16 protein-coding genes and 1 pseudogene are annotated in these 20,159 nt (G+C 39.1%); 9 read left to right on the forward strand and 8 right to left on the reverse strand.

From position 1 onward, the window contains the following. The first annotated feature begins 200 nt into the window (after positions 1 to 200). The 3 genes from AC1M86_RS01425 to AC1M86_RS01435 all read left to right on the forward strand — a co-directional run bounded on the left by AC1M86_RS01425 (position 201) and on the right by AC1M86_RS01435 (position 3,941). The gene (locus AC1M86_RS01425; protein ID WP_092766025.1) at positions 201 to 1,271 is read left to right on the forward strand and encodes an OmpW/AlkL family protein; all 1,071 of its coding nucleotides are present in this window, start codon (positions 201 to 203) and stop codon (positions 1,269 to 1,271) included. 163 nt (positions 1,272 to 1,434) lie between these two features. Further along, the gene (locus tag AC1M86_RS01430; RefSeq protein WP_092766024.1) at positions 1,435 to 2,586 is read left to right on the forward strand and encodes an OmpW/AlkL family protein; all 1,152 of its coding nucleotides are present in this window, start codon (positions 1,435 to 1,437) and stop codon (positions 2,584 to 2,586) included. 140 nt (positions 2,587 to 2,726) lie between these two features. Then, complete coding sequence (locus AC1M86_RS01435) at positions 2,727 to 3,941, forward strand: MFS transporter (protein WP_481588481.1); 1,215 nt, start codon at positions 2,727 to 2,729, stop codon at positions 3,939 to 3,941. Between the two features lie 128 nt (positions 3,942 to 4,069). Here AC1M86_RS01435 and AC1M86_RS01440 read toward each other — a convergent pair whose 3' ends face one another. Next, positions 4,070 to 4,996 carry a LysR substrate-binding domain-containing protein gene (locus AC1M86_RS01440; RefSeq protein ID WP_481591323.1) on the reverse strand — a complete coding sequence of 309 codons (927 nt, stop codon included), beginning with the start codon at positions 4,994 to 4,996 and terminating at the stop codon, positions 4,070 to 4,072. Positions 4,997 to 5,095: 99 nt separating this feature from the next. Between AC1M86_RS01440 and AC1M86_RS01445 the strand changes: the two genes are divergently transcribed. After that, complete coding sequence (locus AC1M86_RS01445) at positions 5,096 to 5,959, forward strand: pirin family protein (RefSeq protein WP_481607065.1); 864 nt, start codon at positions 5,096 to 5,098, stop codon at positions 5,957 to 5,959. Between the two features lie 124 nt (positions 5,960 to 6,083). Beyond that, positions 6,084 to 7,289, forward strand: a complete 1,206-nt coding sequence (chrA, locus tag AC1M86_RS01450; protein ID WP_481607066.1) for a chromate efflux transporter — start codon at positions 6,084 to 6,086, stop codon at positions 7,287 to 7,289. Positions 7,290 to 7,360: 71 nt separating this feature from the next. On the opposite strand, the gene sthA is transcribed toward chrA, so the two are convergent. Beyond that, positions 7,361 to 8,776, reverse strand: coding sequence for a Si-specific NAD(P)(+) transhydrogenase (sthA, locus tag AC1M86_RS01455; protein ID WP_035265673.1), 1,416 nt, complete (start codon positions 8,774 to 8,776; stop codon positions 7,361 to 7,363). 210 nt (positions 8,777 to 8,986) lie between these two features. On the opposite strand from sthA, the gene lipA reads away from it, so the two are divergent. The 4 genes from lipA to AC1M86_RS01475 all read left to right on the forward strand — a co-directional run bounded on the left by lipA (position 8,987) and on the right by AC1M86_RS01475 (position 14,630). Next, on the forward strand, positions 8,987 to 10,000 hold the full coding sequence (gene lipA, locus AC1M86_RS01460) for a lipoyl synthase (RefSeq protein ID WP_035265671.1): 1,014 nt from the start codon (positions 8,987 to 8,989) through the stop codon (positions 9,998 to 10,000). 282 nt (positions 10,001 to 10,282) lie between these two features. Continuing rightward, the gene (locus AC1M86_RS01465; RefSeq protein ID WP_481607067.1) at positions 10,283 to 12,757 is read left to right on the forward strand and encodes an acyl-CoA dehydrogenase; all 2,475 of its coding nucleotides are present in this window, start codon (positions 10,283 to 10,285) and stop codon (positions 12,755 to 12,757) included. 258 nt (positions 12,758 to 13,015) lie between these two features. Continuing rightward, positions 13,016 to 14,197, forward strand: a complete 1,182-nt coding sequence (locus tag AC1M86_RS01470) for a thiolase family protein (protein WP_481607068.1) — start codon at positions 13,016 to 13,018, stop codon at positions 14,195 to 14,197. Between the two features lie 49 nt (positions 14,198 to 14,246). Continuing rightward, positions 14,247 to 14,630: a carboxymuconolactone decarboxylase family protein gene (locus tag AC1M86_RS01475; RefSeq protein ID WP_179998434.1), complete on the forward strand. Its 384-nt coding sequence runs from the start codon at positions 14,247 to 14,249 to the stop codon at positions 14,628 to 14,630. A 71-nt stretch (positions 14,631 to 14,701) separates the two neighbouring features. Here the strand turns inward: AC1M86_RS01475 and AC1M86_RS01480 are convergent, their stop codons facing one another. From AC1M86_RS01480 to rutA, 6 genes and pseudogenes are all read right to left on the reverse strand, one after another. Next, positions 14,702 to 15,568, reverse strand: a complete 867-nt coding sequence (locus tag AC1M86_RS01480; protein WP_481595591.1) for an NAD(P)-dependent oxidoreductase — start codon at positions 15,566 to 15,568, stop codon at positions 14,702 to 14,704. 13 nt (positions 15,569 to 15,581) lie between these two features. Further along, positions 15,582 to 16,952: pseudogene (gene rutG / locus AC1M86_RS01485) on the reverse strand (pyrimidine utilization transport protein G). A gap of 28 nt (positions 16,953 to 16,980) precedes the next feature. Continuing rightward, positions 16,981 to 17,520, reverse strand: a complete 540-nt coding sequence (rutF, locus tag AC1M86_RS01490) for an NADH-dependent FMN reductase RutF (RefSeq protein WP_481607069.1) — start codon at positions 17,518 to 17,520, stop codon at positions 16,981 to 16,983. A 70-nt stretch (positions 17,521 to 17,590) separates the two neighbouring features. After that, positions 17,591 to 17,971: a pyrimidine utilization protein C gene (rutC, locus tag AC1M86_RS01495; protein ID WP_035265663.1), complete on the reverse strand. Its 381-nt coding sequence runs from the start codon at positions 17,969 to 17,971 to the stop codon at positions 17,591 to 17,593. Between the two features lie 33 nt (positions 17,972 to 18,004). After that, entirely contained in the window at positions 18,005 to 18,754 is a 750-nt protein-coding gene (rutB, locus tag AC1M86_RS01500; RefSeq protein WP_481607070.1) for a pyrimidine utilization protein B, read from the reverse strand. Next, positions 18,751 to 19,863 carry a pyrimidine utilization protein A gene (gene rutA, locus AC1M86_RS01505; RefSeq protein ID WP_481607071.1) on the reverse strand — a complete coding sequence of 371 codons (1,113 nt, stop codon included), beginning with the start codon at positions 19,861 to 19,863 and terminating at the stop codon, positions 18,751 to 18,753. Before rutA ends, rutB begins: the two co-directional genes overlap by 4 nt. Between the last annotated feature and the right edge of the window lie 296 nt (positions 19,864 to 20,159).

Consider the following 20,159-nt stretch of genomic DNA (forward strand, 5'->3'; position numbering starts at 1 on the left):
ATGCCCAACCTATCACAAATAAAGAAAAAATAAGACAATTAACACACACTTTAAAATCCAACTTATATCATATTTTTCAATAATTTAACAATTGTAAATTAGGATAATAAATTTGATTTCAAGTGAACAAACTGCTTTGCATTTAGATGATTTAATGAATATAAAATGAACTAAAAATTGGACATGGAGTCCTTCAAACAATGAAGAAGTTTTTAGTTCCTACATTATTCGCAAGTTCATTCTTATCTACTCTGAGTTATGCGGAGTCAGGATATTTCAGCCTTTCTGATGAGGGGTTTAAGCGTTTTTCAATTTCAGTGGGTGCATTACATGTAATGCCGCAAGGTAAGGCCCAACCTTTTAATGTAAAAACAGTCATAAATGACAATTATGAATCTAAAGTTGGGGACATTAATGCTTCCACAGTAATCGATAACCTTGACCCAGATCGTAAACCAAATTATTTAGTAGAAGGTATTGTTAAATTAATTTCTGCTTTTCAAGGCAATGTCTCAGGGGCTATTAGTGGAAAATCCTATATTAATGGATTAGCTGAATGGGATAATCCGAATACTGGCTTGGAGGCTGATAAAGTTACAACAGTTGGCATCATGAGTAGTTATCACTTTACAGATAATTTGTCTGTGGAAATAAAAGGTGGAATTCCACCTAAAGTGGATATCAAAGGTATTGGAAATATTAAAGCCCCCTTCTCAGCTACTGCAGCACCGTTAGGTGGAATTGCGGGGAACTTAGACCTCAAAAATAATATTCATATTACTAATCTAGAACAATCTTCAAAAGCTGCTGAAGCTAGAGCATGGACCCCTGCTTTTGAATTACAATATCGTTTTGGTGAGACCGGGATTAATAAATTCCGCCCTTACATTGGCGTTGGATTAATGTACGCTTATTTTAATGAGCTAAAAATGGATCCAGGTATTGAAAAAGATTTAGTCGCCGCTGGGCATATGATCCAAAATATTATTAATCAAAATGCTGGTGCAGCACTCGATAAGAAAGATACCAATGGAAAAATGAAAGTTAATTTAGAAGCAACTGATGTTTTTGCACCTATAGCTACAGTTGGATTCACCTACGACTTTAATGATACATGGTATGCAGTAGCATCTATTAGTTACGCTCACTTGCAGAATGAAACGAAGATCACAGTCGTCAATGAAAATACTGGACAAGAGTTAATCAACTCAAAAGCTGATATCGAGATTAACCCGATATTGGGCTATGCTGGGGTTGGCATGCGTTTCTAACGCATAGAGTAAGAAAAGAGGCAATTGCCTCTTTTTTTTGTAATCAAACAAAAACCAAACATAATTGGCAAATTATTACTACAATGTGTCTAAAAATAAATTTGATAATAAAAATACAAAAATAATCACTCTTTATTTACAGTTTTGGACATGGAGTTCCATAATGAAAAAAAAACTAGCTTACTTAGTTGCATCTATCAGCGCGTTAAGTTTTCCAGTCTTCAGTTATGCAGATTCACCTTATTTTAGTTTAAAAGATGGCGATGGCTTTAAACGTTTTTCGGTTTCAGTGGGTGCATTACATGTAATGCCTCAGGGTAAAGCTCAACCGATTAATATTAACACCGCTGTACCAGAGGGTACCAAGTCTGAAGTTGGACGAATTTCAACATCTTCTGTACTAGGTGCTATTGATACTTCGACAGCAGATGGTGTTGATAAAAAACGTAAATTAGAGACACTTATAAACTCAGGTCTTGTTAGCCCATTAATCCTTGATGAAATCGATGGCGTAAAATATCTTAAGCCATCAGTTGGTGGCACTGCCGAAATTGATGGATTATCATCATGGACTGCTCAAGGGACAGGATTAGAAGCTGATGATGTCACTACCCTCGGAATCATGACTAATTACTTCTTTACAGATAATATTTCTTTAGAAGTCAAAGCAGGAATTCCACCTAAGGTTGATATTAAAGGTAAAGGGAATATATCAGCACCTCTCACAGGCTCAGTAGATCCTGGAAACGTCAATATCATTATTGCAGATATAGATGCAGGGAGTATTATTGGCGGCAATATTCCACTCAAACAAGATATCCAAGTAACAAATCTTGGAGCCCACGGTAAAGTCGCAGAAGCTCGTGCATGGACGCCAGCATTCGAATTCCAATACCATTTTGGTAAAACAGGCGTAAATAAATTTAGACCTTATGTAGGGCTTGGTTTGATGTATGCATACTTCAATGAATTGGAAATGAACTCCAACCTTGAAGCTGATCTAGTCGCTGCAGGTCATAAAATTGCGAACATCAAATTAGGTGAAGCTGGGAAAGCACTTGATGGAATTGAAAGTACTGCGAATCCTAAAGTTAAACTCGAAGCTAAAGATGCTTTCGCCCCTGTAGCTACTGCTGGTTTTACTTATGATTTCAATGATCGTTGGTTTGCAGTCGGATCAATTTCCTATGCGCATCTTAAAGGTGAAACAACAATTACCGTAAACGATGCTGAACTTGGTGAATTAATCAATGCAAAATCAGATATCGAAATTAATCCGATTCTGGGATATGCCGGTATTGGTTATCGATTCTAATTTCCATCAGTCTTCATAAAGCGGCCAAGTGCCGCTTTATTCATTCTAATAACTAAATTTTATTGATTGATAAATTTTTATTCTGTCGTCATGATGCTACTGATCTTTTAAAATTACAAAAAATGCTAAGCGGATTGACCATGTCAGAAACCAAATTTTCAAAACCCCTCATCTTTATGCTCATTGGGAGTGCTTTTATTTTGGCACTCTCCTTAGGTGTCAGACATGGATTTGGCTTGTATTTAGTTCCAATGAGTCATGAGTTTAATTGGAATCATCAAGTTTTCAGTTTAGCAATTGCCTTTCAAAATTTATTATGGGGTGCTGTTCAACCCTTTACGGGAGCGCTAGCAGATAAATATGGGAGTAAAAAAGTCGTTGCCGTAGGCGGCGCTTTATATGCGATTGGACTTGTGATGATGGCATTTAGCTCAACAGGGCTTCTCATCAATCTTAGTCTAGGTCTAATCATTGGTTTGGCTTTATCAGCTACTTCATTTTCTGTTTTGCTCTCTGCTGTCGGACGTGCAGCGCACCCAAGTCGACGTAGTATGGCTATGGGTATTGCCAGCGCAGCAGGCTCTTTTGGGCAATTTATTATGTTGCCAACCACACTTTTACTCTTACAAAATTTTGGTTGGTCATCGGCGCTACTCATCACAGCGATTTTAATTGCATTAATTGTACCCTTGGCTTGGATGCTAAAAGCTCCAATGTATCAAGCGCCTCAAGCAGTTGATGCGATTGCTAAACCTTCTTTAAGTTTTAAACAAATACTCATTGTTGCTAAAAACCACAAACCTTTTATCTGGTTGGCATTAGGATTTTTAGTTTGTGGATTTCAGGTCGTATTTTTGGGCATTCATTTGCCGGGTTATTTAACTGACCATGGTTTTAGCACCACCACTGGTACTATGTTTTTAGCCTTGGTTGGGCTATTTAATATTGTTGGAACTTACACTGCTGGTTGGCTGGGTGATAAATATTCCAAACCTAAATTGCTCATGTGGTTATATGGACTACGTGGCATCGCCATCATTTTATTCCTCGCATTGCCACTCTCGATCTTTACGATTTATAGTTTTGCCATCATTATGGGGTTGTTATGGTTATCAACCGTTCCTCTTACCAATGGTATTGTTGCCAATATGTTTGGGGTTAAGTATCTCACCATGCTAAGTGGAATTGTATTTTTTACTCACCAAGTCGGTTCATTTTTTGGAGGATGGTTGGGTGGCTTAAATCATGATATGACAGGCAATTACAATATTATTTGGATGATGTGTATTGCGCTCAGTATCTTCGGTGTATTCATTCATTTATTTGTTAATGAGGAGAATGTCGTCAATGACTAATCGCTTCAATCTGCTCAACATCAGCATATTCATCGGAGTCATCCTTCTGCTTAGTCTATCGATTACTTTGTGGATGAACACTCCTGATTTATTTACATATTTTAATCAAGCTTTTTGCGCACATTAATTCATATAATTTCATGGTTTTGACAGCTCAGTTTTTTAAATTCCTCAATCAAATAATCTAATAAACATCTCACGGCAGGCATCATGCCTTGTCGTGATGTATAGGCAACATGAATAACGCCACGTGGCAACTCCCATTCAGGGACTAATTCTACAAGAGTGCCTTGATTAAGCTCTTCATAAACAAACACTCTAGGTAATGATGCTATTCCAACACTGTTCAACACTGCAGATTTCATGGCAGCAAAATTATCAGTTTTGAGTCTTGGAAAGAATTCTACTTCTTGAAACTTATTAACTGTGTCAAATTTGGATTGAAATCTCCAAATCGATTTTGGGACATGAAAACCTATACTCGGAAGTTGTTCAAGGTTATCCAAATGGATAGGCTCATGAATCTGTTGAATTAATTCAGGCGTTGCCACTAACACATGTTGCCAAGCATCAAGCTCTCGTACAATCAAGTCGCTATCTTCAAGTGGTAAATTTCTCACCCTAACAGCCAAATCAATCCCCTCTTCTATGAGATCAATTTTACGATTTGTTGCGACCAGATGAACTTGAACACGTGGGTAATGTTGCATGAATTTAGCAATCATATTCCCCAATGGAAACTCAACCAAACCAATTGGACACGAGATTCGAATTAAACCTGAAGGCTCGCTCGACAAACTTTGCTCTACAAAATTTTCTGCCGCCTCCACTTGATCCAAAATCTTAATACAATATTCAAAAAATTCTTGACCAACTGCGGTTACGGCAAACTTTCGTGTATTTCGTTGCAATAATCTTACGTGTAAACGGTTTTCCAAATCTGAAATATGACGAGATAACTTAGATTTTGTAATACCTAAAGCTTCACTTGCCTTAGTAAAACCTTGATATTTAACGACTTGCACAAAATAGTAGTAATCATTTAAATTTTGCATAATTGTTTCATTTTTGGAATTATCTGTTGAGAGAATCGCCCTGTAATCTCATCAATATACCTCAATATCATGATTAGAACGATATATAGAGGAATACAAATGACACAAGTTCAGAAAGTCTATACCAGCGATCGAAGCACATGGGTGGGTGATGGTTTTCCAACAAACTCCATGTTACCCATGCATGAAATAGGAAATCATACCAGCCCATTCTTGGTAATGGGTTATACAGGTCAATATCGATTTTCTCCAAGTCACCACCAACGCGGTGTTGGTTTACACCCCCACCGTGGTTTTGAAACGGTGACGATTGTCTATGACGGCGAATTAGAGCATCGTGACTCAAAAGGCAATCATGGAAAAATTGGTCCAAACGAAGTGCAATGGATGACCGCAGGTAAAGGTATTCTGCATGAAGAACACCATTCGGAAGCTTTTGCAAAAACTGGCGGAGTTTTGGATATGGTTCAACTTTGGGTAAATCTACCAGAGCATGCCAAGATGACTGAGCCGAGATATCAGGAATTGACTGAGCAAAATATTCCTGAAGTTTTATCTCACGATGAGCAAACCAAGATTCGTGTTATTGCTGGTCAATATCAAATCGGCTCAACTGTTTATCAAGGACCAGCTCAAACATTTAGCAACATGAATGTTTATGACATTAGACTTAATCATGGAGCACGCCTTCCATTAAATCTTATGCCAAACTGGAATCATCTGATTTTCATCCTTGATGGAGAAGTTGAGATTGATGGTCAGATCTATACAGCCATGCAAACGCTTTATCTTGACCCAAAATCAACACAAGTCGAAATATTTGCTCATCGTACGGCGAAAATTCTTTGCTTAAGTGGTGAACCATTGAATGAACCCATTGTTGCCCACGGTCCTTTCGTCATGAATACTCAGGAAGAAATCGTGCAAGCATTTGATGATTTCAGAAATGGAAATTTTGCTTAATTTAACATCCACAAGCCTTATCATTTTCAAGATAAGGCTTACCCCTCCTCACTCCTTCATTAATTTCAAATACTTGTCATAATCGCCTATTAGACTTAGTTCAAAAACATCGTACGATTACTAAATGAAATCAGATAATTTTCCTAAAGTTAGCTTATCAGCACTATTTTTTATTTTTCTTAAATTAGGATGTATTTCATTTGGCGGTCCTGCAGCGCATTTAGTGTTATTTCATCGCACTTTTGTTGATCAACTCAAATGGTTAAGCTCTCATGAATATGGACAATTGGTCGCATTAGCGCAATTGTTGCCAGGTCCGACCAGTAGTCAAGTGGGGCTATCGATAGGATATTTATCCAAAGGATATTGGGGGGGCTTTATTGCTTGGTTAGGATTTACATTACCTGCCTTCATTCTAATGACTTCATTTGCTATTTTTGGTCAATATTTTTTTTCCGATGTACCTCTTGAACTCTTTCACGTCATCCATTTGATTGTAATAGCCGTCGTCATTTGGGCTTTTTTACAAATGTTCAAAAGCTTCTGTACTGAAATGTGGCAGTATGTCCTGATGCTGAGTTCTGCTTTTTTTATTTATTTTACACAGTGGAGCTATAGTCAAATTTTCTTAATTTTAGTGTCTGGATTCATTGGCTTAGCTTTTACAAAAAAAGGAAAATCTCAGCCATCACCTCGCTTAAAAACCACTCAGACATCTTCAAAATATCATTATCTCTGGCTCATCCTGTTTGTCGCTTTATTTATTTTTTTTCCTGCGCTGCAATTTATCTATTCATCAAGCTTGCTTAGAAATATAGAAAGCTTTTATCACACTGCTTCAATGGTTTTTGGGGGCGGTCATATCATCCTGCCACTCATGTATGAAGATTTTGTGCTTACTCAACACATCACTGCGGAACAATTTGACTTAGGCTATGCATTTGCTCAACTTATTCCAGGCCCTTTATTTAGCTTTGCAGGATACGTTGGCACATATTTAGGATTTAGCGCATCGCCTTTACTGAACGCTGCGATTGCAACCAGTATAATTTTCCTGCCCTCATTTCTGCTTATTTTCGGCACGCTCCCTTATTGGTCAAAATGGGTCAAAAACAAAAAGATTGCAGCAGCCGTCGCTGCTATTAATGCAGCGGTCATCGGATTATTACTCTGTTTAATTGCTCAAATGGCTGAAAAACATCTACACTCAATTTATGATTTTATTTTTATCGGCATTGTCATTCTTTTACTGAGATCAAAAATCCCTGTCATCATCTCTTTATTAGCGAGCTTTGTTAGCTATGGAGCTTTATTGTATTTTGTGATTTAAAGATCAAACTTAAATGCAAAAATAAAAAACTCGCAAGCCTGAACTTGCGAGTTTTTTGTCATCACGTTGCCTTAGAACAAGCGATTCATCCCGTTTAACGTTGCTACGCGATAAGCTTCAGCCATCGTTGGGTAGTTAAACGTTGTCTCAACAAAATACTTGATCGTGTTGTTCGGACTATTCATCACGGCTTGACCAATATGAATAATTTCAGAAGCATTATTACCGAAGCAATGCACACCTAAAATTTCTAAGGTTTCGCGATGGAACAAAATCTTTAACTCACCCACTGTATCTCCCGTGATTTGTGCACGAGCAAGGTGACGGAAAGACGCCTGACCAACTTCATAAGGAATTTTTTCTTCAGTTAATTCCTGCTCAGTTTTACCAATTGATGAAATCTCTGGAATGGTATAAATACCAGTAGGGATATCAACCACGGGTTGGATACCTTGTTCACCACTCATAATCGCGCCAGCACAGCGACCTTGGTCATATGCAGCTGAAGCTAGAGACGGCCAACCAATTACGTCACCCGCAGCATAAATATTTTCAACCTCAGTTTGATACTGCTCGTTCACTGATAGTTGTCCACGGCTGTTTGGTTTGATACCGACATTTTCCAAGCCAAGACCATCTGTATTACCAGATCGACCATTACACCATAGAATTGCATCAGCTTTAATTTTCTTGCCACTTTCAAGATGCAACACCACATGATCATCAAATGTTTCTAAGTGATCAATCTGCTCATTGTGGCGAATCAATACACCTTGTTCACGTAAGTGATATGACAATGCATCTGCAATTTCGTCATCTAAATAGCTCAATAATTTATGCTGAGTATTAATCAAATCAACTTTGTGATCTAAGCCAATAAAGATAGATGCATATTCACAGCCAATGACACCAGCGCCATAAATAATGATTTTTTGAATTGAAAAATCTAGATCTAAGATTTTGTCAGAATCAAACACACGTGGGTGATTAAAATCTAAAATTGAAGGACGATATGGACGACTACCTGTCGCAATCACCAACTGTTTAAAAATAATCGTTTCTTTCACACCTTCAGGCGTGAAAATCACCACCGTATTTTGATCTTGGATATAAGCACGACCGTGGAAAATATCAATGCGGTTACGGTCATAAAAACGCGAGTGTGTATCCACTTGCTGTTGGATCACTTTATGCGCATTACGAAGCACTTGCTTCATGGTGAATTGTTTCCAATCACCCACTTTTTGGAACATTGGATCACGTTGATAACGGATAATGCTAGAAACCGTTTGACGTAAAGCTTTACTTGGAATGGTTCCTACATGCGTACAGTTACCACCAAGTTGTTCACGCATATCAACTACTGCAACGCGCTTGCCTGATTTGGCAAGTTTCATTGCCGCACCTTCACCAGCAGGGCCTGAACCTAAAACGACTGCATCATATTTGACAAAGGTTCCACTCACGACCTCTTTCTTACGCGGCATTCAATGCTCCTATACAATTATCTCTTCATTTATCTAACTTATATTATGACTGAAAATGCATACATTTGCTGTATTTCAATACCATATATTGCTTGATAGCCACATTTATTTTATGAATATCGTTTTTGCCCAATTTATGCATAAATTCGCTATAATAAGAGACCTATTTTTAATATTTCCTCCCGTCACACATTAGTGGAATCGTTGAATATGTCAGAAAACCGTAAACCAGTACAGGGTGAAAAACTTCGTGGCGCTGAGAAAGTTGCACGTATTCCTGTAAAAGTGATTCCTACGGTTGAAGCACCTCGTAAACCAGACTGGATTCGCGTCAAAATGGCTGCACCAGAAGAGGTTCAACGCATTAAATCAACTTTACGTGAACAAAAATTACATACAGTGTGTGAAGAAGCTGCATGTCCAAATCTTCCTGAATGTTTTGGTGGTGGTACAGCAACTTTCATGATTATGGGTGACATTTGTACACGTCGTTGCCCATTTTGTGATGTGGCACATGGTCGTCCGAATGCATTAGACCCAGATGAACCACGCCACATGGCTGAGACAATTGCAAACTTAGGTTTGAAATACGCTGTCATAACATCTGTAGACCGTGATGATCTACTCGATGGTGGAGCGCAACACTTTGTTGATTGTATTAAAGAAGCGCGTGCTTTAAGTCCTAATACATTATTGGAAATTTTAGTACCTGATTTCCGTGGTCGTATGGATGTTGCATTACGCATCATGACGGAATGTCCTCCAGATGTGTTTAACCACAACATTGAAACCGTACCACGTTTATACAAAGCAATGCGTCCAGGTTCAGACTATCAACATTCCTTAAATCTTCTTAAAATGTTTAAAGAATACTGCCCAGATATTCCAACTAAATGTGGCTTGATGGTAGGTATTGGCGAAACTGAAGAAGAAGTTCTCGCACTTCTTGATGACCTCAAAGCACACGATGTTGACTACGTAACAATTGGTCAATATTTACAACCATCGAAAGAACATGCACCAATTGATCGCTTCGTCACACCTGAAGAGTTCGAACGCTATACAGCACATGGGCAAAAATTAGGCTTTAAAAATATTTGGGCTGCACCAATGGTACGTTCAAGTTATTTTGCTGATCGTCAATACTATGGCGAACCAGTACCAGCAGTTCGTCGTAAAGCTGATCCTGCAAAGAAAATTACTGTTCAAACAATCGAAGCATAATTCTTCTTACTTTAAAGCCCTCGTATGAGGGCTTTTTTGTTTGTGGTTTTTATAATTCTCAATTACTTATTGACACATTTCTTATCTCTCTTCTGCTTGAATTTTGAATATTTTTCAAACAATCTTATCCAATATAAGTATTAATATGCGTCCGTTTTAGAACTCAACGCTTTCGTTTCACATTTCATGATCCAATATCGCTGTAGATCTGATGTTTGTGCTTTGATTAAATTTACTGTGGGTATTGGCTCCATGACCAAATCATAAATGGAGCAGTTCATAATGTTTTTTATACTCAGTTTAATTATTCTATTTATAACACTCTGGGCTATTTTTTATTTCGAATTCTCAAGAACTTCTGGGGCTATCACACTCACAGTCGTATCTATTTTAGTTGCGTTGATCAGCCCTTGGTCGCTGATACTCGGTATTCCTTTTATCCTAATTTCATTGATTGTCAGTATTGATACGTTAAGGATGAAATTTATTACACAACCTGCCTATAAAGCTCTAGCCAATGCAATGCCAACAATGAGTAGTACCGAGCGTGAAGCATTAGATGCAGGAACCAGTTGGTGGGAAAAAGAATTATTTATGGGGGCACCAGACTGGAAGAAATTTGATCAGTATCCGTACCCCACACTGTCTGAAGAAGAACAATCATTTATCGATCATGAAGTCGAACAGCTCTGCCAGATGCTGGATGAATGGGATATTCACCATCATCGTAAAGACCTCCCTGAAGAAGTCTGGTCATTTATTAAATCCAAAGGTTTTCTGGGTTTAATTATCCCTAAAGAATACGGCGGTAAACAATTCAGCTCATTTGCGCAAAGCCGTATCATGAGTAAGATTGCCTCGCGCTCACTTACCACTGCTGTCAGTTGTATGGTGCCTAACTCTTTAGGTCCAGGAGAATTACTCTTACACTACGGTACTGAAGATCAAAAGAATCGTTATTTACCAGGTTTAGCAAAAGGTGAAGAAATTCCTTGTTTTGGTTTAACAAGCCCTGAAGCAGGTTCAGATGCAGGTGCAATTCCTGACACAGGTGTGGTTTGTTATGGTCAATTTGAAGGACAAGAAGTTCTTGGCCTAAAAATGAATTTTTCCAAACGTTGGATTACACTTGCCCCTGTTGCTACGGTGGTCGGTTTAGCTTTCAAATTATATGACCCTGAAGGTTTACTAGGTGATAAAAACAAAACTGAATACGGAATCACATGTGCCCTATTACCAGCTGATCATGAAGGTGTGATTGTAGGAGCACGCCATAATCCAGGTTCACCATTTATGAATGGTACCGTGGATGGTAAAGATGTCTTCATTCCGCTGGATTGGATTATTGGTGGTGTAGAAAATGCAGGTAAAGGCTGGCGTATGCTAATGGAATGTCTGGCAGTTGGCCGCGGTATTTCTCTTCCAGCATTATCAACAGCTGCTGGTGAAATGTGTTATTTAAATGTCGGCGCCTTTGCTCGTGTCCGTCAACAATTCAAAATTTCAGTCGGTAAATTCGAAGGTGTTCAAGAGGTTTCAAGTGATATCGCTAGCGATACCTATATGCTTGAAGCATTCCGTTACCTCGTCACTTGTGGCCTAAACCAAGGGGGTAAACCTGCAGTCATGACTGCAATGGCAAAATACTACGCAACAGAGACCATGCGTAAGATTGTTAATCATAGTATGGACATTGTGGGCGGGCGTGCTATTCAAATGGGTCCTCGTAACTTCTTGGCGCTCATGTACCAAGCGATCCCTGTTTCGATTACTGTTGAGGGTGCCAATATTCTGAGTCGTTCACTGATGATTTTTGGTCAAGGTTCGATGCGTTGTCATCCCTATTTATTTGAAGAATTACAACTTTTACAAGCCGAAAATAAAGATGCAGCATTAAAAGATTTTAATGACATTCTTTATAAGCATTTGGGGTATACATTTAATCGAACCGCTAAATCATTTGCTTATGGTTTTATAGGCGGATCAACAGAAGGCTCAGTAAAGGCTGATGATTTCAGTCGCCCTTACTACAAAACCATTAATCGTTTGAGTGCTAATTTTGCCTTAGTCGCAGATATGTGCTTAGGCCTCCTTGCAGGTGATATCAAACGCAAAGAAATGCTGTCTGGACGATTAGCAGATATGCATTCACACTTATTTATTGCGACTGCAATTCTTAAATTTTATGAAAATGGTCAACGTACTGAAGCTGAACAACTGCATGCTAAACTCGCACTTGAGAAAGCATTATATGCATCTCAAGAAGCGTTCTATGGTCTGTTTGATAACTTCCCTGTAAAAATTGCCGCAAGTTTAGTCAAACTTATTTGTTTCCCTTTTGGTCGTCCTATTACTCAACCATCGGATGCCTTGAAACTTAAATTAGGTGAACTAATTCTTCAGGAAAATGCTTTCCGCGATGAATTAAAAAAACATGTCTTCTATAGCACTGATCCCGATGATGTCAATGGACGCATGGAGTCTACATTCCAAATGTTGTTTCAAATTGAGGATTTATGGAATAAGTTTAAAAAGGCTGAATCTAAAGGCCAATTTAGAGGTCTGACTTTCGAAGAGCATATTGAATCTGCTCTTAAGGAGAATTTCATCACTCAAGCTGAAGCTGATCAGTTGCTTACGTATAACGCTAAACGTTTTGACAGTATGTTGACTGATGTTTTCGATACTGAACTTAACCAGAGTTTAGAACTTGAGAACCCTCACGCTCAGGCTCTGTCAAATTCTACACAATACTAGTCACTCAATTGCTTCTGAAAAAACGATCCTAAAGGGTCGTTTTTTATTTTTCATTCCACTTTTTATATTTCATTCCACTATGGTGTTATAGAAAACAACATCAAAATCAGCGAAATTAAATGAAAACAAAATAATGAATCTTTATTCATTTTTTATGATAATGTGATTACAACTAATAAAATAGCTGTCATTAAATTTTAAACATATGAAATTGACACGCATTTGAATCATATAAACTACAGGACAAGGATCAACGCTATGAGTCAAGAAATCGTATTAGTTGCAGGTAGCCGTACCGCTATGGGTAGCTTTCAGGGAGGACTTTCAAGCTTAACAGCCCCGCAACTTGGTGCTGAAGTCATTAAAGCCGTACTTGACCAATCTAAGCTTGCTGCAGACCAATTAGATGAAGTGATTATGGGCTGTGTTTTACCTGCGGGATTAAAACAAGGTCCTGCTCGTCAAGCGATGCGAATTGCAGGTGTACCAGATCATGTAGGTGCAACAACGATCAATAAAATCTGTGGGTCTGGCATGAAAGCCGTGATGCAAGCTGCAGATGCCATTAAAGCTGGCTCGGTAAATATTATCGTCGCTGGCGGAATGGAATCCATGTCGAATGCACCTTATCTCATGGACAAAGCACGCGCAGGTTACCGTATGGGACATGGCAAAGTGATTGATCACATGTTCCAAGAAGGTTTGGAAGATGCTGAAACTGGCTATTCAATGGGTATTCTTGCTCAAGAAATGGCAGATAAGAAAAACTACACACGTGAACAACAAGACGATTTCGCGATTCGCTCCTTAACTCGTGCTCAGAATGCGATTCAAAATAATTATTTCAAAGATGAAATCACCCCTGTTACAGTAAGTTCACGTAAAGGCGATGTCATCGTTGCCCAAGATGAAAATCCATTTACAGCAAAAATTGATAAAATTCCTACGCTACGCCCAGCATTTGCTAAAGACGGTACAATTACTGCAGCCAATGCCAGTTCAATTAGTGATGGTGCATCAGCATTTTTAGTGACTTCTGCTGAACTCGCAACAGCAAAGGGACTTTCAACTTTAGCAACGATTAAAGCTTACGCAACGCACTCTCAACACCCATCAGAATTTACCATCGCACCTGTTGGTGCAATAGAAAAAGTATTAAACAAAGCGGGTTGGACTGTTGAAGACGTGGATTTGTGGGAAATTAATGAAGCGTTTGCGATGGTGACCATGGCAGCGATCGATGCTTTTCATTTAGATCCTGAAAAAGTGAATATCCACGGTGGAGCTTGTGCACTCGGACATCCATTGGGGTCATCAGGTTCACGAATTATTTTGACTCTCATCCATGCACTAAAACGCTTAGGTAAAACAAAAGGTGTTGCCGCACTTTGCATTGGTGGTGGAGAAGCAACTGCGATTGCGATTGAAATCCCAGCTTAATATTTATGCTATAGCGCATCTCAAGATGCGCTTTTTTATGAGGAAAAAAATGTCAAAACAAGATTATGAAAATGGTTTAAAAGTTCGTACAGAAGTGATGGGAGAAACTTTTGTCAAACGTGCACAAGACAATACAGTTCCATTTACTCAACCACTTCAAGATTGGATTAATGAGCATGCATGGGGTTCAACTTGGCAACGTGAAGGCGTTTTACCACGCAAGTATCGTTCGTTAATCACGATTGCATTTTTAACAGCCCAAAAAAGCCCAACAGAACTTAAAGGTCATGTACGTGGTGCTTTAAATAACGGCGCAACTGTTGAGGAAATCCAAGAGGTTCTTTTGCACAGCTTGCCGTACTGTGGTGCTCCAGCTACACAAGAAGCATTTAGAGCCGCGTTAGAAGTCATTAATGAATATCAACAAAGCTAATCTCATTGAGCATTCATAGATGAACCGCTTAATCTACATTAAGCGGTATTTAAGGTATTTGGACGCTAGATTTAACTTAATTCAATTTTAGATTGATGTTCAAGCACCTGAACCACAGCTGAAAAATCAGAATCTTGAGCTTTCACTTTTTCAATTTGCATATACTGATTTTGTATAAGTTGCATCGCTGGCAAATTCAACGCTTGCTCTTGAATTAGATCAGTCGCAATTCCTATATCCTTTTGTAAAAGAGCTAAGGCAAAGGTTTTTGGAAACGCACGACTCAGAACACGTTGCGCCATAATATTTTCAGACATTGAACTTTTACCACTAGAATGATTAATACAATTCAATGCACTATTCAAATCTACTCCTTTTGACTTTAATACCGTCAATCCTTCTGCGAGTGCCCATAGATGGGTTGCCATCAACGTGTTATTCACTGCTTTAACAGCAAATCCAGAACCACTCTCCCCGACATATTCAATTAATCCTGCAAATGCCTGAATAATCGGTTTTGCACGCTTATAAGCATCGACATCCCCCCCAACCATTACCGTCAATGTCCCTTTTTCAGCGCCTATAGTTTGCCCAGAAACGGGGGCATCTAAATATTCAACACCATTAAATTTCAACTGATTTGCAAGTTTTAAAGCACTTACAGGTACACCACTGGTACAGTCGATCCATACGCTCCCCTTGACCGGAGGATTTTGAGCAATAAGCTGTTCGACATCTGCACTGGTGGGTAAGCAACTGAAAATAAAATCTGCTTTCACTGCTTGATCGACAGAAGTCGCTTTAGTACCAAATGTTTGTGCATGTGCTTCTGCTTTTTCAAAATTACGGTTCCAAACTAAAACTTCAAATCCTAGTTTTGGTAAATGGCTCGCCATGTGCCATCCCATAGCACCTAAACCGATAAATGCAATTTTCATTTTTAATTTCACCTTAAATTTGAGTGTTAGGGAGTGCCGTTGCTTCTGCTGAATGCGGTTCGTTTTCGAGCTCTACTGTTTGCGCATTCTTATCTTCTCGATTTAAGAAAAGATTCAATAAAATAGCCGCTAATGTTGCAGTCCCTATTCCACCCAAATCAAAATGGCCAATTTGTAAACTATAATTGCCTGTCCCCATAATTAAGGTGACAGCAGCAATCAACAGAGTACTGTTTTTGGTAAAATCTACGCGGTTGTCCACCCAAATTTTAGCACCGGCCACTGTAATCAGACCAAAAACAACAATCGAAGCTCCCCCTAATAATGCGACAGGAATCGTACTAATAACCGCGCCAAATTTTGGTGATAGACCTAGCAAAATTGCAAATACGCCAGCAAATAAAAATATGGTGGTTGCGTAAATTTTGGTTACCGCCATAACACCAATGTTCTCAGCATATGTTGTCATTCCTGTTCCACCGATTGATGCAGACAAGGTCGTACATACACCATCTGCAAAGAAACCTCTTCCCATATATGGTGATAGATTACGTCCAGTCATTGCAGATACCGCTTTAAAATGTCCTAGATTCTCTGCAACTAAGATGATCGCTATGGGAGCAATAAGCAGCATGGCATTAAATTCAAACACTGGCGCATGAAAAGTAGGTAAACCGAATCAAGCTGCCTCACTGACTTCAGTAAAATCGATCGCTGTACCAAAACCCAAAACATTGGTGAGTAAAAAATAAATAAAGTAAGAAGCCACTAAGCCAATGAGCAATAACAATCTACGGATCATGCCCTTAGTAAATACGGCGATTACACTAATACAAATAATCGTGATTAGAGCCATCCATGAATCAAACTGATTAGCAGAGACACTTTTGATCGCCACTGGCGCTAAATGCAAACCAATGATCATCACAATTGCTCCAGTCACAATTGGTGGCATCAACTTTTCAATCCATGCTGTGCCAGTTTTCATCACGATCAAACCGATCAAGGCGTACAAAATACCGCATGCAATGGTACCGCCAAGTGCTAAGCCTAAGTTTGGATTTAAGCCAACACCGGTATAACCAGTGACTGCAATGACTGCTCCAATGAAAGCGAAGCTCGAACCTAAATAGCTCGGCATACGCCCCCCAGTCATTAGGAAAAATAATATTGTCCCAATACCCGTAATAAACATTGTAAGATTCGGATCGAAACCCATCAGTAATGGGGCAAGTACTGTTGCTCCAAACATTGCAAATGCATGCTGCAGCCCCAATACCATACTTTTACCTGGCGGCAAGTACTCATCTACTTGAACTGCGGTCGTGTCTAGATTTCCTTGGAAAGGTTTAAATTTTGGAAACCATGTTTCTTTTGTGCTCATCGACCTTCTCCTGATCAAGCATGCTGTTTTAGACCATTGGAACTGGCTCGCAATATACGCGGTTAAAATACATGAGGGCTTTTTCACCCGCTTGCTGTTTCATCCCCTTTACATGGCAGAACAAAACTTCATGACTGCCTACCGATAAACTTTGTACGACTTCACAATCAAAACTCACTAGCGCACCTTCTAAAATAGGTGCACCTGTGACTAATGTTGACCAGTCCCCCTTTTCGAAACGTTCTGCCATTGGAGTTTTACCCCCAAACACATTCGATAAATGCTTTTGACTACTGCTTAAAGTATTGACACACAAAACCTGATTACTTTTAAATGTTTCAAATACAGATGCTGATCGATTTAGACATACCAGCAATGTTGGTGGCGTATCTGTCACACTACATACAGCTGAAGCTGTGAAGCCAGCTTTTCCTGCTAGACCAGCTGTAGTAATGACATTGACAGCTGCACCTAAATTCGACATTCCTTGTCTAAAAACCTGTTGGTCAATGTTGAGTGTGGCACTCACTGCCTCGGGTAAATTGATTGATTGCACATTTGCATTCATAGTGTTCTCCATCCCTCATCGCCTAAGCAGTCAGTGAGGGACTCATAATAGGGTGATGAAAGCTTTCAAATTAAACATGAGCAATTGAAGCAATTTCGATGAGTGCATCAGGTTTGACTAATCCTGTTTGAACACAGTAACGAGCTGGTTCTGCATTCGGAAAATATTCGGCATATACTTCATTCATTGCAGCGTAGTTTGCCCAATCTGTCAGAAAAATATGGTTGAAAGTAATGTCCGACATTGTTCCGCCAGCAGTTTCGATGACCTTCTTTATTGTTTCAAGGACATGGCGTGTCTGTGCTGCTACGTCTCCAACATGAACTACATTGTTGTTTTCATCAAAAGGCAAAGTGCCTGAAACATAGACAATGTTGTCTGCTTTAGTTGCTGGCGAATACGGTGCGAGTGGCTTACCTGAACCCACTGGAATAATGACTTCTTTTGACATGACTTATTTCCTAATTTTAGAATTTATAAATATCTATGCGCTTTCAGCGAGTGTTGGTTGATCTGCAAAACTACTGACAAAACTTTCTGTATCCGACACCCATCCAAAGAAGGTTTTTATGTTGTACATACTTGCGACATGGGCTTCTTTTGGCCCTGCTTGATGACAGGCATCGTCTAAAGCCACGCCAAAATATTCTAGAAAGAAGCCATCTCTGAGCGTCGATTCAACACATACATTGGTCGCGATACCGACAAAAACCAAATTACGAATTCCACGCACTCTGAGCATGCTGTCTAGCGCTGTGTTAAAGAATCCACTATAACGAGGCTTTTCAATCACAATATCTTGCGGAGCTGGCACCAACTCATCAATCAACTCAAAATCCCAATCCCCTTTTGCTAACAATTTTCCTTGTAGCTCAGGACGCTTACGCATGGTCTTCAGTGCATTTGATTTATGAAAGTTTGGTGAATCAATACCACCTGCTTCACGATATTGATTATCCCAACCGTTTTTGAAATAGATCACTTGAATACCAGCATCATGTGCTACAGAAACTGCCTTTTTAATATTTTCAACCACAGGTTTTGTCGTCGACACATCAAACCCAGCAAGATCTAAATAACCACCTTTTGACGTATACGCATTTTGCATATCAATCACGATTAGTGCTGTTTGCTCTGGTGCAAGCACAATATTTTCCGGTTCGGCTTTGAGTTTTACACCCGTACCCGCTTGTACAGTAAATCCAGCTTCAACGGTATTTTCTAAATGACTCATGCGATTTTCTCCAACACAGTTTCTGAACTCATTCCTTCAACCACAACATGTTCACGACATTTCATAAGCGGCTGAATCCGTTGTCCAAAACTTTCAACACCTTCAACAAAATCATCAAATGTCAGTAAAATGCCTTCAGTTCCTTTCACCTCACTAATCTCATCTAGCATTTTTGCGATAGTTTCGTAAGAACCCACCAACGTTCCCATATTGATGTTGACTGGTGATACTGATGAAGCCATTTGACGAATATTAGTATCTGCACCAGATTTAGTATCTTTTCCGCCTTGATTCATTAACCAGTTGATCGCTTCAATATCAGCGCCATCGTTGTAATGTTGCCACTTCGCCATCGCTTCTTCGTCTGTTTCAGCAGCGATAATCATGAACAAAACGTAGGTTTGAACATCACGACCCGTAATATCTGTTTTTGCTTTTAAACGATCGTTGATTTCTGCATATGCTGTTGGTGTATTAAGCCCTTTACCAAAAACAAAATTGTAATCAGCGTGTTTAGCAGAAAGTTCCAAACCTGTATCCGATTGACCAGCGCAGATAATTTTCATCTCTGCTTGCGGGCGTGGGCTAACTCGGCAATCATCCATTTGGAAATGGTCACCTTTAAAATCAGATTTACCTGTTGCCCATAATTCACGCAGAATTTGTACGTATTCAGATAAGTATTCGTAACGCTTTCCGAAATATTCATCACCGGGCCACATGCCCATTTGGGTATATTCTGGCGCTTGCCAACCTGTGACGACATTTAGGCCGAAACGACCATTCGAAATTGAATCAATCGTAGATGCCATGCGTGCAACTATGGCAGGCGGCATCACTAGCGTCGCAGCTGTTGCAAAAATTTTTATTTTGCTGGTGACTGCAGCAAGACCCGCCATAAGCGTAAAAGTTTCTAAGTTGTGATCCCAAAACTCAGTTTTACCCCCGAAACCACGCAGCTTGATCATAGACAATGCAAAGTCAAAACCGTAATGCTCTGCGCGTTGGACAATTTTTTTATTTAACTCAAAACTTGGTTTGTATTGAGGAGCATTTTCTGAGAGTAACCAGCCATTATTTCCGATCGGACAAAAGACACCAATTTTCATATCTAACACTCCTAATTTAACGATCAGTTAAATTTTATTTAGTAGGATTAAGCCTTAGAGCTTGTATTAGATATTTAGCAAATGATGTGCCAATTATTATTTTATTATATATTACAACAACTTAATAATTTTATATTTTACCTTATGATAAATTAATCACATAATCCCAATACCCATTACTCCTAAATAACGTCATATAAAAGTGCACAAGATGTTCCAAAAAATACCATTTGGTAAAATAATTAAAAAAACCACGATCTCAATCGTGGTTTTTTATATGCAATTGAAAAGTTTCA

This window comes from Acinetobacter sp. ANC_7654 (genome assembly GCF_056779855.1).

What these genes read in the sequence shown, in the direction of transcription:
- AC1M86_RS01425 (WP_092766025.1), top strand. Translation starts at nt 201, where the DNA reads ATGAAGAAGTTTTTAGTTCCTACATTATTCGCAAGTTCATTCTTATCT.
- AC1M86_RS01430 (WP_092766024.1), top strand. Translation starts at nt 1,435, where the DNA reads ATGAAAAAAAAACTAGCTTACTTAGTTGCATCTATCAGCGCGTTAAGT.
- AC1M86_RS01435 (WP_481588481.1), top strand. Translation starts at nt 2,727, where the DNA reads ATGTCAGAAACCAAATTTTCAAAACCCCTCATCTTTATGCTCATTGGG.
- AC1M86_RS01440 (WP_481591323.1), bottom strand. Translation starts at nt 4,996, where the DNA reads ATGCAAAATTTAAATGATTACTACTATTTTGTGCAAGTCGTTAAATAT.
- AC1M86_RS01445 (WP_481607065.1), top strand. Translation starts at nt 5,096, where the DNA reads ATGACACAAGTTCAGAAAGTCTATACCAGCGATCGAAGCACATGGGTG.
- chrA (WP_481607066.1), top strand. Translation starts at nt 6,084, where the DNA reads ATGAAATCAGATAATTTTCCTAAAGTTAGCTTATCAGCACTATTTTTT.
- sthA (WP_035265673.1), bottom strand. Translation starts at nt 8,776, where the DNA reads ATGCCGCGTAAGAAAGAGGTCGTGAGTGGAACCTTTGTCAAATATGAT.
- lipA (WP_035265671.1), top strand. Translation starts at nt 8,987, where the DNA reads ATGTCAGAAAACCGTAAACCAGTACAGGGTGAAAAACTTCGTGGCGCT.
- AC1M86_RS01465 (WP_481607067.1), top strand. Translation starts at nt 10,283, where the DNA reads ATGTTTTTTATACTCAGTTTAATTATTCTATTTATAACACTCTGGGCT.
- AC1M86_RS01470 (WP_481607068.1), top strand. Translation starts at nt 13,016, where the DNA reads ATGAGTCAAGAAATCGTATTAGTTGCAGGTAGCCGTACCGCTATGGGT.
- AC1M86_RS01475 (WP_179998434.1), top strand. Translation starts at nt 14,247, where the DNA reads ATGTCAAAACAAGATTATGAAAATGGTTTAAAAGTTCGTACAGAAGTG.
- AC1M86_RS01480 (WP_481595591.1), bottom strand. Translation starts at nt 15,568, where the DNA reads ATGAAAATTGCATTTATCGGTTTAGGTGCTATGGGATGGCACATGGCG.
- rutF (WP_481607069.1), bottom strand. Translation starts at nt 17,520, where the DNA reads ATGAATGCAAATGTGCAATCAATCAATTTACCCGAGGCAGTGAGTGCC.
- rutC (WP_035265663.1), bottom strand. Translation starts at nt 17,971, where the DNA reads ATGTCAAAAGAAGTCATTATTCCAGTGGGTTCAGGTAAGCCACTCGCA.
- rutB (WP_481607070.1), bottom strand. Translation starts at nt 18,754, where the DNA reads ATGAGTCATTTAGAAAATACCGTTGAAGCTGGATTTACTGTACAAGCG.
- rutA (WP_481607071.1), bottom strand. Translation starts at nt 19,863, where the DNA reads ATGAAAATTGGTGTCTTTTGTCCGATCGGAAATAATGGCTGGTTACTC.